Consider the following 14,515-nt stretch of genomic DNA (forward strand, 5'->3'; position numbering starts at 1 on the left):
ATTAATCAACGAGTGTTAGGTTGGGTTGCATGGCTCTGCGCAACGCGGTGATGGCCGCACTCCTGGAGGGTGAGGCGTCCGGATACGACCTCGCGAAGGGATTCGAGGCCTCGGTCGCCAACTTCTGGATGGCCACCCCGCAGCAGATCTACCGGGAACTGGAACGCATGGCGGGCGAGGGGCTCGTCGCCGCGCGGATCGTGCAGCAGGAGCGCCGGCCCAACAAGCGGCTCTTCTCGCTCACCGAGGCCGGTCTCGACGCCGTACGCGCCTTCCTCACCGAGGGCCCCGCGAAGCCGCTGGCCATCCGCGACGAGCTGCTGGTCAAGGTCCAGTGCGTCGACCTCGGCGACATGGAGGTCGTCCGTGCCGAGATCGTTCAGCGCGTGGAGCGGTCCGCCGTCAAACTGGCCCGGTACGAACGCGCTCAGGAACGCCTGCTGGCCGGACGTACCGAGGACGAGTACTGCGCCACCGTCGAGCGCGTCGGCCCCTATCTCACCCTCCTGGGCGGCCTGGCTCTTGAGCGGGCCAACGTCCAGTGGGGCGAGCTGGCCGTCAGACTGCTCGAACAGCGCGCCGCCGTGGTCGGCGCCCCGGCCCGCGGCTGACCTCCTGAGCGATGCCAGGTCGCGGTGCGCGCTACGGTCGCTCCAAGTGCCGCATCACCAGGGCCAGTTGCAGCCTGAACTTGCCCTGTGGGGTGCGTACCGGCCAGCCCAGCAGGTGTTCCGCTTGGGGCAGCCGGTCCTGGAGCGTGGAGTGGTGCACGTTGACCTCGGCGGCGGCCGCCCGCAGGCTCGCCGTCGCAGCGACCGCGTGCGGTGTGGCGAGCATCCAGGGCGCGGCAGCGGTGGCCGCCTCCACGGCCTGGACGTCGGGCGGCGGTTCGGCACCCGGCTCGACGAGCCCGGCGAGCAGTGCGATGCCGCCGAGCTCATCGCCGTACACGACCGACTGCCCGGGGTCCTGTGCGGTGCCGTTCGCGGTGAAGCGCAGCCGTGCGGGCGGCGGCCCAGGAACGGGGCAGGTCGAGCACGGGGACGGCTGGGCCGACGCCGAGCCGGTCGGTGGTGCCATGGCCCGTGACGGGGTGCGCGCCGGCGACGATCAGGGGCCGGCCGTCGAGCGCGGCGACAGCTCGTGCCGGGCCGCCGAGGTCCACCAGGACTGTCCCGCCTTGCCAGGACATGACTCGACCGGGTCTTCCCTCTCTCCGGCACCTTCCTGATCGGCGGCCTGCCGAACAGGAGGCGGTGCAGCCGCTCAGCCCTTCTCGGAGGCCGCGTCCGCCCGCATCATCACGCAGTCGAACTCGATCACCCGTCCGGTGTTCGCCTCACGGGTCACCGGGTACATCCCCGTGATCCCGAAGCCGCCGGCCTCGTACACACCGATCGCCTCGGTCATCGGCGGGCTGCCCTCGTACAGCCGCAGCACGGCGACCTCCGACTGCAGGCCCACGAATTCCGCGACGCGGTCGCCGCCACCGGCGAACACCTCCAGGTCGTAGCCCTGGGTGTCCATCTTGAGGAACGGGCGGGGCTCGTCGATGCCGTCGAGAGCCTTCTCCATCATCGAGTCCAGCCGCCGGATCTGGATCTCCTCCGTGTCGCTCTTCGTGAACCGGAGGTAGCGGTCCTTGCCGTATTCGCTGGGCGGGAGCAGGGAGTTCATGGTGTTCCAGCCCACGTGGATGGTGCTGGTGGTGTCCTCGCGGCCGAGGCCGTACTGGTACACCCACCAGTCCGGGTCGTCGGCGGCGGCCTTCTCCAGCTTGGCGAAGTGCTCGGAGGTGGGCTCGAAGGACACGATGCGGCCGGTGTAGCCGAACCGGCGCAGCCGCCGGGCGTACTGGCCCTTGTTGGCCCCGACGTCGAACACGCAGTTCACGCCGTAGAGCTCCAGCATCCCGGCCACGTGCTGGGGACAGAGGTACTCGGCCGCCGCGAGTTGCAGCTTGCGCTCGTCGTTCCCGGCCGTCGGATCGAGGAGCAGCCGTGCCCCGCTGTCGCCGAGGCGCACGGTGGTCGCCTCTCGGCCACCCTCCTCCCGCTGCGCACGGGTCTTGCGGCGGCGGACGACCCAGGTGTCCTCGCCGGCATCGGCCACCGTGTACCGGCCGTTGTCTCTGGCCAGCACGTCGGCACCCGGTCCCAACGGGATCCGGACCCGTCGGCCGCGCCGCGAGACCACAGCGGTACCGGGGCCGAGATCGGTCACCTGCAGGCCCAGTCGGGGCATCAGCTTGAGCAGTCTTCGGTAAGCGGTCTGCATCGCCTCACCCTTGCAGACGAGGCGGCCGGCCGTCGCCCCTATGAATCAGATTTGTCATCCCAGTGAATGATGTTCTTCGGCCCGGGCCCGACTTCGCCCCCCGTCGCTTGACTTCGAGAGCGCTCGAAGTTCTAGCGTCACCAGGGACGGAGAAGGTCTGGGAGAGCGGAGACGGACATGCGTGTGGGTGTGCACATCAACCGGTTCGACCACTCCGGGGGCGCCCCCGCGCTCGGTGCCGAACTCGCCGCTGCGGGCGCCGCGGCCGAGGCGGCGGGCGTGAGCTGGCTGTCGGTCATGGACCACTACTTCCAGATGGAGTTCAACGGCGGTGCCGAGGCCCCCATGCTGGAGGCCTACACGACGCTCGCGTACCTCGCCGGGCACACCTCCACCGTGCGGCTGGGCGCACTGGTGACGGGCGTGACCTACCGGCATCCGGGGCTGCTCGCCAAGATCGCCACCACGCTGGACGTCGTGTCCGGCGGCCGGGCCACGCTGGGTATCGGGGCGGCCTGGTACGACCGTGAGCACGAGGGGCTCGGCGTGCCGTTCCCGCCGCTCGCGGAGCGTTTCGAGCGGCTGGAGGAGACACTGCGGATCTGTCTGCGGATGTGGGACCCGAAGGACGACGGTCCGTTCGAGGGTACGTACTACCGGCTCGCCGAGACGCTGTGTGTTCCGGCGCCGGTCAGCGCGCCGCACCCGGAGATCATGATCGGCGGCGGTGGGGAGAAGAAGACGCTGCGGCTGGTCGCGCGGTACGCGGACGCCTGCAACCTGATCGCGGCCTCGCCCGAGGAGACCCGGCACAAGCTCGACGTGCTGCGCGAGCACTGCGACACCGAGGGACGCGACTACGAGACGATCCGCAAGACGATCGCCTACACCGGCGAACCGGCGACCACGGGCGACCTCGACGCCTTCCTGCGAGACATCGGCGGCTACACCGAGCTCGGCATCGACACCGTGATCCTCGCCCCGCGCCTGGGCGAGACCGCCGCCTGGATCGAGAGCTTCGTGGCGCCGGCCGTGCGGCGCCTGGCCGAGCTCGACTGACGCACGCGGGGGGCCGCAGCCCGAAGGCTCCGGCCCCCCGCGGGAGCTGTGGCGGCCGTCAGGCGGCAGCGGCCTCGCCGGCGTGGCCGTGCAGACGGGAGACGACCTCGGTCAGCTGGGCGGCGACCTCGGCGTCGTCGACCGGGTGGGTCTCGGCGAAGCGGACGACGGAACCCGGGACGGACAGCTTGACGTCCTCGAGCACCTTGCCGCCGGCGATGCCCACGGCCTTGCGGGTGTCGTCCTGCGCCCACACACCGCCGTACTGGCCGAAGGCGGTACCGACCACGGCGACGGGCTTGCCGCCGAAGGCGCCGGCGCCGTACGGGCGGGACAGCCAGTCGATGGCGTTCTTCAGGACGGCCGGCATGGTGCCGTTGTACTCCGGCGAGAAGAACAGGAAGGCGTCGGAGGCCTGAGCGGCGGCGCGCAGCTTGGCGGCGGCGGCCGGGACGCTGCCCTCGACGTCGATGTCCTCGTTGTAGAAGGGGACGTCGGCCAGGCCCTCGAACAGCTCGACCTCGGCGCCCTCGGGAGCGAGCTTGACGGCCGCCTCGGCGAGCTGGCGGTTGTGTGAACCGGCGCGGAGGCTACCGACGAGCGCGAGGATACGAACGGACATGGGAACTCCCAGGGTGCTGAAACATAGCTGTTACGATCCGGACCAAGGTCCGTTTAAATTTCTACCACTGTAACCGGACCGCGGTCCAGTTTCATTCCCGATGCTTTACGCTGTGTTCATGTCCGCAGTCCTGCCGCCCTTCCCGAAGCCGGAACAGCCGGTCGGAGAGCCCGAGTTGCTGCAACTCGGCTCCGCAGAGGACGAGCCGTGCCTGCGCGCCGACGCCGCGCGCAACCGGGCCCGCCTCCTCGACGCGGCCGCCCGCCTGATCGCGCAGCACGGTGCTGCGGGCGTCACCATGGAGGCCGTGGCCGCGGAGGCCGCGGTGGGCAAGGGGACGGTCTTCCGCCGCTTCGGCGACCGCACCGGGCTGCTCACGGCGCTGCTCGACCACTCCGAGAGGAAGTTCCAGGCCGCGTTCCTTGCCGGGCCGCCGCCACTGGGGCCCGGAGCGCCGCCGATGGAGCGGCTGCGGGCGTTCGGGTGCGCGATGCTGCGCCGCTCGGTCGACGAACTGGACCTGCAACTGGCGGCCGAGCCGAGTCCGGACCGCCGGTTCTCCGCGCCGGCGCTCCGCGTGCTGCACGGCCATGTCGTACTGCTGCTGCGGATGGCCGTCCCGGACGCGGACTGCGAGCTGCTCGCCCACACGCTGATGGCGCAGCTCAACCCCGCGCTGATCCACCATCTGACCAAGCAGTGCGGCATGCCCCTGGAGCGTCTCGAGGCGAACTGGGCGGACCTGGTCGCTCGCGTCACCTGTATCGAGCCGCCCCGCTGAGCCGGTCTCGGCCGTGGGCGGCGAACCGCTGAGGAACACGTTCGGCATCGATCTTCGTGAACCCGTCCCGCTCCTGCACGTTGGTTGCATCGTGAACGGCCTTCCCCCGCCCGGGACCCTCGCCCGCGCTTCTGCCAAGATGCGGTACGTCATGGTGCAGATACCGAAATCGCCCACGCCCTCGTCGCCCGCACCGCGCTCCGCGCCCACGAGCGCCGACGTGGCCCGACTGGCCGGCGTCTCACGCGCGACCGTCTCCTACGTCCTCAACAACACCAGCGCCGTAAGGATCAGCGAACCCACGCGCCGCCGCGTCCACCAGGCCGCGAAGGAACTGGGGTACGTCCCGCACGCGGCGGCCCGCAGTCTGCGCGCCGGGCACAGCCGCATGGTGCTCATGCCCGCGCCGGCCGTCCCGGCCGGCCCGCTCTACAGCCAGTTCCTCAACGAACTCCAGTGGGCGCTCGGCCGCCTCGACTACACGGTCGTGCAGTACGGCACCGTCGGCGTGCACGGCGACGAGGCCGCCCGCGCCTGGGCCGAACTCCGGCCGGTCGCCGTCCTGGTCCCCGGCGCCGGACTCGGTCCGCGGGGCGTAGCCGTGCTCAAACGCTCCGGCGCCCGGGCCGTGGTCACGTTCGGCCCCGAGTCCGTCGAGGGCGCCCACGCCCTGCTCATGGACCACGAGGGCGTCGGCCATGCGGCCGGCACCCATCTGTACGCCCGCGGCCGCCGCCGTATCGGCGTTGTCGTCCCCGAGGAGCCGGGCCTGGAGTTCTTCTCCCGGCCCCGCCTCGCCGGGGTGCGCGGCGCCCTGGCCGGTACCGCCGCCACGGTCGCCGAACTGCCGCTCGCCTACGAGGAGGAGTCCGCCGCCCGCCTCGCCGCGAGCTGGCGGGAGCTCGACCTCGACGCCGTGTTCGCCTACAACGACGAGTACGCGATGCTGCTGATGCGCGCCCTGCAGGACGAGGGCATCCGGATCCCCGGGGAAACGGCAGTCATCGGCGCCGACGACCTCATGCTCGGCCGGCTGCTGCGGCCCCGGCTGAGTACGGTCCATATCGAGTTGCCGTCCGGCCGCGACCTCGCCGAACTGGTCGACCGCGCGGTCCGCGACCCCGGCGCCGAGCCCGAGACGCACAAGGTGCTCGGAGCCTCGGTGGTGCACCGCGACTCCAGCTGACAGGACGGGAGACGTGCCATGCGCACGATGGTCGCACGGGGTCCGGCCAACTGACGGAGGCCTGTTCCGGGTTGTGCCTGACCCGAGAGTGGCAGGCGACGCGCTTCTCGAACGGCATGACTAGGATGTTGCACGCTCAACCAGATGGGTATGCGTTCGACCGCCGGATGCGGCTCGCGCGGCTGCGCCGGATCAACGCGTCCCGCCCTGCGGTCGGCGAACCGGCCGCGAACCACACGGGACTCCCGCACCGAGTCCCCCGGTGACGAACGGAGAGCCGTCATGCCGCTGCTCGACCCCAAGACCTGGCAGTCCCGGACACTGACGGGACCCGAGCACGCCGTCACCGAGCCCGCCACCGGCGACACGCTCGGCACGGTCACCCTGGCCGGCGCCGAGGACGTCCGCACGGCCGCTGCCGACGCCCGGGCCGCCCAGGCGGAGTGGGCGCGCCTGCCGCACTTCGTCCGCGCCGGGGTGCTGCGCAAGGCCGGCGACCTGTTCGCGGCGCACGCCGACGAACTGCGGGAGTGGATCGTCCGCGAGTCGGGATCCATCGCGGGCAAGGCGGACTTCGAGCTGCACGTCGCCGCCCAGGAGTGCTACGAGGCGGCCGCGCTGGCCTCCCGTCCGGCCGGACAGGTGCTGCCCAGCGAGGCGCCCCGGCTGTCGTACACGCGGCGCGTCCCGGTCGGCGTGGTGGGCGTGATCTCCCCGTTCAACGCCCCGCTGATCCTCTCCATCCGCTCCGTCGCCCCGGCCCTCGCCCTCGGCAACGCCGTCGTACTGAAGCCCGACCCGCGCACGGCGGTCTGCGGCGGACTGGCCCTGGCCGCGGTCTTCGCGGCGGCGGGCCTGCCCGAGGGGCTGCTGCACGTCCTGCCCGGCGGTCCCGAGGCGGGCCAGGCGCTGGTCGCCGACCCGCACGTGCCCGTCATCTCCTTCACCGGCTCCACCGGGGCAGGGCGCGCCGTCGGCGAGGCGGCCGGACGGTACCTGAAGCGGGCGCACCTGGAACTGGGCGGCAACTCCGCCCTGATCGTGCTGGAGGACGCCGACCTCGACGCGGTGATCTCCACGGCGGCCTGGGGCTCGTTCTTCCACCAGGGCCAGATCTGCATGACGACCGGCCGCCACCTGGTCCACCGCTCCCTGTACGAGGAGTACGTCGAGCGGCTCGCCGCCAAGGCCGACTCCCTGGCCGTCGGCGACCCGCACCGCGCGCAGGTCCACCTCGGCCCGCTCATCGACGACACCCAGCTCGCCAAGGTGCACGGCCTGGTCGAGGCGAGCACCGCCCAGGGCGCCAAGCTCGCCGCGGGCGGCACACACGAGGAACTGTTCTACCGGCCGACCGTGCTGGCGGGCGTCGACGACCACACCCCCGCCTACGCGGAGGAGGTCTTCGGCCCGGTCGCGCCCGTACGGCCCTTCGCCACCCCCGACGAAGCGGTGGCGCTGGCCGCCCAGAGCCCTTACGGCCTCTCCCTGGGCATCGTCACCCGCGACACCGCCCGCGGCCTGGACCTCGCCGAGCGCATCCCGACCGGCATCGTCCACATCAACGACCAGACGGTGAACGACGAGGCCGTGGCGCCCTTCGGCGGTGTCGCCGCGTCCGGCACCGGCGCCCGCTTCGGCGGCGAGGCCAACCTGGAGGCCTTCACCGACGTGCGCTGGACGACGGTGCGCGGGGACGTGGCGCCCTATCCCTTCTAGGGACTACTCGCCTCCAGGGACTACTCGCCCTGGACCTGCGCCTGCTCCTGCTGCTCGGCGATGCTCTTGCGGACCTCGTCCATGTCCAGCTTCCGGGCCTGCCCGATGATGTCCGTGAGAGCGGGCTCGGGCAGCGCGCCGGGCTGGGCGAACACGGCGACCTGGTCGCGGACGATCATCAGCGTCGGAATGGACTGGATGCCGAAGGCAGCGGCCAGCTCCGGCTGTGCTTCGGTGTCGATCTTGCCGAAGACCAGGTCCGGGTTCGCCTCGGCGGCCTTCTCGTAGACCGGCGCGAACTGACGGCACGGCCCGCACCAGGCAGCCCAGAAGTCGATGAGAACGAACTCGTTCTCCGTGACGGTCTGGTCGAAGTTCTCCTTGGTGAGCTCCACGGTGCTGCTCATGCGTGCATCCCTCTTTCTGGTGTGGGGCGAAGCCGTCGGCACAACACGGCAGGACGGGAAGGTATTCCAGTGGGTGATCCATGGGGGTCCGGAGCACTTACCCGTGTGGCCACCCCGCACACCACCCACCAGACTGGGCCCATGACGGAAACGGAATCCATCGCGTACGACGTCGTGGTGCTCGGGGCCGGCCCAGTGGGGGAGAACGTCGCCGACCGCACCCGCGCGGCCGGCCTGTCCACCGCGGTCGTGGAGAGCGAACTGGTCGGCGGCGAGTGTTCCTACTGGGCCTGTATGCCCAGCAAGGCCCTGCTGCGCCCGGTCATCGCCCAGGCCGACGCCCGCCGCTTGCCCGGCCTGCGCCAGGCGGTGCAGGGGCCCCTGGACGCGGCCGCGGTCCTCGCCCGCCGCGACGACTACACCTCCCACTGGCACGACGACGGCCAGGTCCGGTGGCTGGACGGCATCGGCGCCGTCCTCTACCGCGGCCACGGCCGGCTCGCCGGATCCCGCACGGTGACGGTGACCGGCCCCGAGGGCGAGCACCACGTCCTCACCGCCCGGCACGCCGTCGCCGTGTGCACCGGCACCCGCGCCCTGCTGCCCGGGCTGCCGGGCCTCGCCGACGTCGGGCCCTGGACCAGCCGGGAGGCCACGAGCGCGAAGGCGGTCCCCGGCCGCCTGGTGGTGGTGGGCGGCGGTGTGGTCGCCACCGAGATGGCCACCGCCTGGCAGGCCCTCGGCTCGCAGGTCACGGTCCTCGTCCGTGGCAAGGGGCTGCTGTCCCGCATGGAGCCGTTCGCCGGCGAACTGGTCGCCGAGGCGCTCACGGAGGCGGGCGCGGACGTCCGTACCGGCACGTCCGTGGAGTCGGTGACCCGAGAGAACGGGACGGTCGTGGTCGTCACCGACAAGGGCGACCGGATCGAGGCCGACGAGATCCTCTTCGCCACCGGCCGCGCCCCGCGCACCGACGACCTCGGCCTCGACACGATCGGTCTGGAGCCCGGCTCCTGGCTCCCGGTCGACGACAGCCTGCGCGTGACCGGCAGCGACTGGCTGTACGCGGTCGGCGACGTCAACCACCGTGCCCTGCTCACCCATCAGGGCAAGTACCAGGCCCGCATCGCGGGCGCCGCGATCGCCGCCCGCGCCGCCGGAGTCCCCGTCCTGGAGACGGACCCCTGGGGCGCCCACGCCGCGACGGCCGACCGCGCCGCCGTCCCCCAGGTCGTCTTCACCGACCCGGAGGCGGCGGCGGTCGGCCTGTCCCTGGCGGAAGCCGAACAGGCCGGCCACCGCGTGCGCGGCGTCGACGTGGAGATGTCCTCCGTCGCCGGCGCGGGTCTGTACGCCGACGGCTACCGCGGCCGCGCCCGCATGGTCGTCGACCTGGACCGCGAGATCCTCCTCGGTGTCACCCTCGTCGGGCCGGGCGTGGGCGAGCTGATCCATTCGGCGACCGTCGCCGTCGCCGGCGAGGTGCCGATCGGCAGGCTCTGGCACGCGGTTCCGTCGTATCCGACGATCAGCGAGGTGTGGCTGCGGCTGCTGGAGGCTTACCGGGGCTGACAGCGCCCGGTTCCGGGCTCCGTGCCTCGATGATGGCGAGCCCGGTCATTCTCGCCACCGGGGAGGACGCCGACGCGCTTGTCGGCGTCCTCCCCGCTGAACAGGAAGCGGACGCCGATGGAGGCGCCCGGCCGGGCGCCTCCTGGGTTTCAGTCCGGCAGCTCGAACCCCAGGGCCTTCGCCGCCTCCTCGGGCGTCGCCGCCGCCCAACGCTCCAGCATCGCCTGGTTCGAGGACAGCGAGCGCAGCTCCGCCCGGTCGAGGTAGAGCATCCCGTCCAGGTGGTCCGTCTCGTGCTGCACGATCCGGGCGGGCCAGCCGGTGAACACCTCGTCCAGCGCCCGGCCGTGCTCGTCCTCGCCGGTCAGCCGCACCGCGGCGGGCCGCGCCACCACCGCCTGCCAGTCGGGCACGCTCAGGCAGCCCTCGAAGAACGCGGCACGGGCGGTGCCGACGGGCTCGTACGACGGATTGACCAGCACCCGGAACGGCTGCGGCACCCGACCACGGGCCAGCCGTACCTCCTCGGGCACCGGCGCCGGGTCCTCGATGACCGCGATCCGCAGTGGCACGCCCACCTGCGGTGCCGCGAGACCGACACCTGGCGCCGCGCGCATCGTGACGCGCAGCGCCTCGATGAAACGGGCCAGCAGCGCGGAGTCCAGCTGGCCGTCGTAGCGCTCGGTGCCGCGCCGCAGCACCGGATCGCCGGCCGCGACGATGGGCAACGGGCCGTCGGTGGCGAGGAGTTCCTCGACCACCTCGGCAAGGGGCGTGCGACCGCTCGGAGATGCCATCACGCCAGCATGCCACGGCGCCCCGCAACCACCGGCACGCCCGTGTGACGCACGCCACTCGAAGCCCCGGGAACTCGGCCGCCCCCCACTCCGACTACTGGACCGCCACGATCACCGCCATGGCATCCCACGTCCCCGACCGCCGGAGAAGCCGCCGATGTCCACCGCTCCCTCGACCACCACGGACGAGGCCCCGAAACCCGCCGCGCCCGCGCCGTCCCCCCGCGGGTGGGCTCCCCTGCGCCCCCTCGTCCTGCGGCTGCACTTCTACGCCGGCGTGCTCGTCGCGCCCTTCCTGCTCGTCGCCGCGGTCACCGGCTTCCTGTACGCCGGCTCCTTCCAGGCCGAGAAGCTCGTGTACGCCCACGAGATGACCGTGCCCGTCGGTGACGACAAGCTGCCGATCTCCGAGCAGGTGGCAGCCGCCCGCAAGGCCCACCCCGAGGGCACCGTCGCGGCCGTACGGCCCTCCCCGGAGCCGGACGCGACCACCAGGGTGCTGCTCTCCGGTGTCAAGGGCATCGACGCCGACCACACCTTCGCCGTGTTCGTCGACCCCTACACCGGCAAGGTGCGCGGCGCCCTCGAACAGTACGGAGCGTCCGGCGCGCTCCCGCTGCGCATCTGGATCGACGAACTCCACCGTGACCTGCACCTGGGCGAGAACGGCCGCCTCTACAGCGAGCTCGCCGCGAGCTGGCTGTGGGTCGTCGCGCTGGGCGGCCTGGTGCTGTGGTTCTCACGCCGCCACGCCCTGCGCACGGTGCGCGGCACCAGCGGGCGGCGCCGCACGCTGGGCCTGCACGGCAGCGTGGGGGTATGGGCCGCGGCCGGGTTCCTCTTCCTGTCGGCGACCGGTCTGACCTGGTCGACGTACGCCGGTGCGAACATCGACGAGCTGCGTACCTCGCTCGGCCAGGCCACGCCGTCCGTCTCGGCGGCGGCCGGCGGCGGCGAGCACGCGGGCCACGACTCGGCCTCCGCCGCCGGCGGGGACGCGGAACACGGCGTCGGCCTCGACAAAATCCTGGCGGCAGCGCGCGCCGAGGGGCTGAGCGACCCCGTGGAGATCGTCCCACCCGCGGACGCGTCCTCCGCGTACGTCGTGAAGCAGGTGCAGCGCAGCTGGCCCGAGAAGCAGGACTCCGTCGCGATCGACCCGGCCACCGGCGAGGTCACGGACGTCCTGCGGTTCGCGGACTACCCGGTGCTCGCCAAGCTGACCCGCTGGGGCATCGACCTGCACACCGGTGTTCTGTTCGGCCTGGTCAACCAGATCGCGCTGATGCTGCTGGCGCTCTGCCTCATCCTGCTGATCGTGTGGGGCTACCGCATGTGGTGGCAGCGCGGCCGCGGTTCCGCCTTCGGCAGGCCCGTCCCGCGCGGCGCCTGGCAGCAGGTGCCGCCCTACGTTCTCGTTCCGGGGCTGGCGGCGATCTCCGTCCTCGGCTACTTCGTGCCGCTGCTCGGCATTCCGCTGGTCTGTTTCGTCGTCGTCGACGTCGTTCTCGGCGAGATCACGCACCGGCGGGGTCGGCGGACCTCCGCGAGTGGGGCGGCGACCGAGTGATGTAGGCGTCGGCGGCCCGCGGTGTGCCGTCGCTGTTCATGGCGGCGGGCCCGGCGGCCTGGGCCGCCGCCGAGGTCATTGGCGATGTCCTCGGCGAACTCGGCGGTCATCCTGTTCCTGATCCTGCACGCGGCGACGCCGCTGTAGCCGCGTGCAGTCTCAGTGTTGATCGTGGATCTGCTCTGAGACCTGCCCTCAGACCCGCCCTCAGACCTGCTTCAGGTCCGTTCGGGTCTGAGGGCAGGTCTGCTTCAGATCTGCCCTTCAGGCCTGCTCGAAGTCGCCCGCCAGCGCCGAGGCGATCCGCAGGTGCGAGGCCGCCTCCTCGTGCCGGCCCTGGCGCTCCAGGGTGCGGCCCAGCATCAGCCGGGCGTAGTGCTCCACCGGGTCGCGCTCCACGATGACGCGCAACTCGGCCTCCGCGCGCCGCAGTTGGGCCGAGTGGTAGTAGGCGCGCGCCAGCAGCAGCCGCGGTGCGGTCTGCTCCGGCACCTCCTCGACCAGCCCGCCCAGGGCGCGCGCCGCGGCCGCGTAGTCCTTGGCGTCGAAGAACAACAGCGCGCGCTCCCAGCGCTCCGCCGCCGTTCCGTGGTCGTAGTACGTCGTGTCCACTTCTGACCTCCTTCGAGGTCGACAACGGAACGGGGTCGTTTAATATTCCACTACTTGGTTCGGGCGGCCGCGGCAGTGACCAGCCCGACGCCGGCCGGTTCGGTCACCAGCGACGGCACCCGGCCGGCGACGGCCCGGTCCTGCGGTCACGGCAGCGGCGCCACGGTCGGCCGGGGGTCGGCCACGGTGCATCCGGGGGCCGGCGGAGCAACAGCCCAAATGACGGACTGACGGGGTGGGTCCGGCGGGGCTAGGTTGGGCGTCATGAGCAATCTTGATCGCGAGCCGGTTCCCGCCGTCTGTGGTGGCCGCGGTTTCGTCGTGGCGGAGCCGGTGCGCGAACTCCTCAGCCCTCGCCGCGTCAAGCTCGGCGAGTCCACCGAGGTCCGTCGGCTCCTGCCCAACCTGGGGCGACGCATGGTCGGCGCGTGGTGCTTCGTCGACCACTACGGGCCCGACGACATCGCCGACGAGCCCGGCATGCAGGTACCCCCGCACCCGCACATGGGCCTGCAGACGGTGAGCTGGCTGCACGAGGGCGAGGTGCTGCACCGTGACTCCACCGGAAGCCTCCAGACGATCCGCCCCCGTGAACTGGGCCTGATGACCTCCGGACGGGCCATCAGTCACTCGGAGGAGAGCCCCAGGTCGCACGCCCGCTTCCTGCACGGGGCGCAGCTGTGGGTCGCCCTGCCCGACCGTCACCGCCACACCGACCCGCACTTCGAACACCATGCCGAGCTGCCGGTCGTCACGGCTCTGGGCCTGAAGGCCACGATGATCCTCGGCAGCCTCGACGGCGCGGTTTCGCCCGGGACGACCTACACCCCGATCGTCGGCGCCGATCTGACCCTCGCCGCCGACACGGACGTACGCCTGCCGCTGGAGCCGGACTTCGAGTACGCGGTGCTGTCCATGTCCGGCGAGGCCCGTGTGGACGGCGTACCGGTGCTGCCCGGCTCGATGCTCTATCTAGGCTGCGGCCGCGGCGAACTGCCGCTGCGCGCCGAGTCGGACGCGACGCTGATGCTCCTGGGCGGTGAGCCGTTCGAAGAGGAGCTCATCATGTTCTGGAACTGGATCGGGCGGTCCCAGGAGGAGATCGTCCAGGCCCGTCGGGACTGGACGGAAGGGAACCGGTTCGGCGAGGTGAAGGGCTACGATGGCGCTCCGCTGCCCGCTCCGGAACTCCCGCCGGTGGTCCTCAAACCGCGCGGACGAGTGCGCTGACCTGCGGGAAGGTCGAATCTGACTTCTTGTGGGCAGAGTTGTCGGGCAGCCCTGCCCGCAGTACTGGGAGACGCCCCTCTTGCTGACTTTTGCCGACTTTCCTGATGGGTTGGCGTGCGACTGGAGTAGGCCTTGCTCGTGAGGGTGCGACTTCGGCTTCGCCTGAAGCAGGGTGAGCGCACATCTTCCGACGCTGGTTCGCGCGTCAAATCGCGGATGCGAGAGCCGTGGCAGCCGAGGAGACCAGCAGATTCTTCGTCTGCTGGTGGTGCAGGGGCTGCACGGCTTTGACCAGCACATATGGCGTGGCTAAACCCTTGTCCTGCTCCGTTGGCCCGCACATGGTCCGGATCTTGTACGGTGAGTGGCTCAGTCAGTACTCGCTGGTGCGACAAGTTCGAGGGCGAGCTTGCCAGCTCCTACCCGCAGCCGCGCTCGGAGGACCCACTGTCGACACGGCCACGAGTACACGCCGGAGAACACGCGGTCGCATGCGTGGCGACGCCGAGTGCTCTGCGTCATCCGGCACGGATGCGGTGAATGGGGAAGTTCCAAGCTGAAGTTGCAGGTCAACGGGCTGGCGTGAGGCGGTGCTCGTGCCGGTCGCGGGCGTGATCGTGAATAGGTGATCGTCCGTCAGCGAGAGACCTCGAGGTTCGTCGACACGAGCAGGGCCCGGAGCA

The 14,515-nt window shown here is 71.6% G+C and carries 13 protein-coding genes and 1 pseudogene; 8 read left to right on the top strand and 6 right to left on the bottom strand.

Annotated elements, in window-relative coordinates:
• The first annotated feature begins 29 nt into the window (after positions 1 to 29).
• Positions 30 to 611 (top strand): PadR family transcriptional regulator, encoded by a 582-nt coding sequence (locus ABT114_RS01825; protein WP_351137452.1) that lies wholly within the window; start codon positions 30 to 32, stop codon positions 609 to 611.
• A 31-nt stretch (positions 612 to 642) separates the two neighbouring features.
• Here the strand turns inward: ABT114_RS01825 and ABT114_RS01830 are convergent.
• Positions 643 to 1,150 (bottom strand): annotated as a pseudogene (locus tag ABT114_RS01830) (helix-turn-helix domain-containing protein); the annotation flags it as partial.
• 116 nt (positions 1,151 to 1,266) lie between these two features.
• On the bottom strand, positions 1,267 to 2,277 hold the full coding sequence (locus ABT114_RS01835; RefSeq protein WP_351137454.1) for an FkbM family methyltransferase: 1,011 nt from the start codon (positions 2,275 to 2,277) through the stop codon (positions 1,267 to 1,269).
• A gap of 177 nt (positions 2,278 to 2,454) precedes the next feature.
• Between ABT114_RS01835 and ABT114_RS01840 the strand changes: the two genes are divergently transcribed.
• Positions 2,455 to 3,336, top strand: a complete 882-nt coding sequence (locus tag ABT114_RS01840; protein ID WP_351137456.1) for an LLM class F420-dependent oxidoreductase — start codon at positions 2,455 to 2,457, stop codon at positions 3,334 to 3,336.
• A 58-nt stretch (positions 3,337 to 3,394) separates the two neighbouring features.
• On the opposite strand, the gene ABT114_RS01845 is transcribed toward ABT114_RS01840, so the two are convergent.
• A complete protein-coding gene (locus ABT114_RS01845; protein WP_351137458.1) occupies positions 3,395 to 3,958 on the bottom strand; it encodes an NAD(P)H-dependent oxidoreductase in 564 nt (187 codons plus the stop codon).
• A 100-nt stretch (positions 3,959 to 4,058) separates the two neighbouring features.
• Between ABT114_RS01845 and ABT114_RS01850 the strand changes: the two genes are divergently transcribed.
• From ABT114_RS01850 to ABT114_RS01860, 3 genes are all read left to right on the top strand, one after another.
• A complete protein-coding gene (locus ABT114_RS01850; RefSeq protein ID WP_351137460.1) occupies positions 4,059 to 4,739 on the top strand; it encodes a TetR/AcrR family transcriptional regulator in 681 nt (226 codons plus the stop codon).
• A 151-nt stretch (positions 4,740 to 4,890) separates the two neighbouring features.
• The gene (locus ABT114_RS01855) at positions 4,891 to 5,925 is read left to right on the top strand and encodes a LacI family DNA-binding transcriptional regulator (RefSeq protein WP_351137462.1); all 1,035 of its coding nucleotides are present in this window, start codon (positions 4,891 to 4,893) and stop codon (positions 5,923 to 5,925) included.
• A 282-nt stretch (positions 5,926 to 6,207) separates the two neighbouring features.
• Positions 6,208 to 7,644, top strand: coding sequence for an aldehyde dehydrogenase family protein (locus ABT114_RS01860; RefSeq protein ID WP_351137464.1), 1,437 nt, complete (start codon positions 6,208 to 6,210; stop codon positions 7,642 to 7,644).
• A 20-nt stretch (positions 7,645 to 7,664) separates the two neighbouring features.
• On the opposite strand, the gene trxA is transcribed toward ABT114_RS01860, so the two are convergent.
• A complete protein-coding gene (trxA, locus tag ABT114_RS01865; RefSeq protein WP_502986830.1) occupies positions 7,665 to 8,093 on the bottom strand; it encodes a thioredoxin in 429 nt (142 codons plus the stop codon).
• A gap of 99 nt (positions 8,094 to 8,192) precedes the next feature.
• Here trxA and ABT114_RS01870 point away from each other — a divergent pair, with 99 nt between their 5' ends.
• Entirely contained in the window at positions 8,193 to 9,623 is a 1,431-nt protein-coding gene (locus tag ABT114_RS01870; RefSeq protein ID WP_351137468.1) for a dihydrolipoyl dehydrogenase family protein, read from the top strand.
• Positions 9,624 to 9,772: 149 nt separating this feature from the next.
• On the opposite strand, the gene ABT114_RS01875 is transcribed toward ABT114_RS01870, so the two are convergent.
• Positions 9,773 to 10,420 (bottom strand): peptide deformylase, encoded by a 648-nt coding sequence (locus ABT114_RS01875; protein ID WP_351137470.1) that lies wholly within the window; start codon positions 10,418 to 10,420, stop codon positions 9,773 to 9,775.
• Between the two features lie 157 nt (positions 10,421 to 10,577).
• Here ABT114_RS01875 and ABT114_RS01880 point away from each other — a divergent pair, with 157 nt between their 5' ends.
• The gene (locus ABT114_RS01880) at positions 10,578 to 11,990 is read left to right on the top strand and encodes a PepSY-associated TM helix domain-containing protein (protein ID WP_351137472.1); all 1,413 of its coding nucleotides are present in this window, start codon (positions 10,578 to 10,580) and stop codon (positions 11,988 to 11,990) included.
• A 264-nt stretch (positions 11,991 to 12,254) separates the two neighbouring features.
• Here ABT114_RS01880 and ABT114_RS01885 read toward each other — a convergent pair whose 3' ends face one another.
• The gene (locus ABT114_RS01885; RefSeq protein ID WP_351137474.1) at positions 12,255 to 12,602 is read right to left on the bottom strand and encodes a tetratricopeptide repeat protein; all 348 of its coding nucleotides are present in this window, start codon (positions 12,600 to 12,602) and stop codon (positions 12,255 to 12,257) included.
• 264 nt (positions 12,603 to 12,866) lie between these two features.
• Between ABT114_RS01885 and ABT114_RS01890 the strand changes: the two genes are divergently transcribed.
• Positions 12,867 to 13,832: a pirin family protein gene (locus ABT114_RS01890; RefSeq protein ID WP_351137476.1), complete on the top strand. Its 966-nt coding sequence runs from the start codon at positions 12,867 to 12,869 to the stop codon at positions 13,830 to 13,832.
• Positions 13,833 to 14,515: the final 683 nt, after the last annotated feature.

The sequence above is a fragment of the Streptomyces sp. NPDC002088 genome (genome assembly GCF_040296605.1).
Taxonomy (GTDB): domain Bacteria; phylum Actinomycetota; class Actinomycetes; order Streptomycetales; family Streptomycetaceae; genus Streptomyces.

Coding starts and splice junctions, on each gene's coding strand:
- ABT114_RS01890 (WP_351137476.1), top strand. CDS start 12,867: ATGAGCAATCTTGATCGCGAGCCGGTTCCCGCCGTCTGTGGTGGCCGC.
- ABT114_RS01860 (WP_351137464.1), top strand. CDS start 6,208: ATGCCGCTGCTCGACCCCAAGACCTGGCAGTCCCGGACACTGACGGGA.
- ABT114_RS01835 (WP_351137454.1), bottom strand. CDS start 2,277: ATGCAGACCGCTTACCGAAGACTGCTCAAGCTGATGCCCCGACTGGGC.
- ABT114_RS01845 (WP_351137458.1), bottom strand. CDS start 3,958: ATGTCCGTTCGTATCCTCGCGCTCGTCGGTAGCCTCCGCGCCGGTTCA.
- ABT114_RS01880 (WP_351137472.1), top strand. CDS start 10,578: ATGTCCACCGCTCCCTCGACCACCACGGACGAGGCCCCGAAACCCGCC.
- ABT114_RS01875 (WP_351137470.1), bottom strand. CDS start 10,420: ATGGCATCTCCGAGCGGTCGCACGCCCCTTGCCGAGGTGGTCGAGGAA.
- ABT114_RS01850 (WP_351137460.1), top strand. CDS start 4,059: ATGCTTTACGCTGTGTTCATGTCCGCAGTCCTGCCGCCCTTCCCGAAG.
- ABT114_RS01870 (WP_351137468.1), top strand. CDS start 8,193: ATGACGGAAACGGAATCCATCGCGTACGACGTCGTGGTGCTCGGGGCC.
- ABT114_RS01855 (WP_351137462.1), top strand. CDS start 4,891: ATGGTGCAGATACCGAAATCGCCCACGCCCTCGTCGCCCGCACCGCGC.
- ABT114_RS01825 (WP_351137452.1), top strand. CDS start 30: ATGGCTCTGCGCAACGCGGTGATGGCCGCACTCCTGGAGGGTGAGGCG.
- ABT114_RS01840 (WP_351137456.1), top strand. CDS start 2,455: ATGCGTGTGGGTGTGCACATCAACCGGTTCGACCACTCCGGGGGCGCC.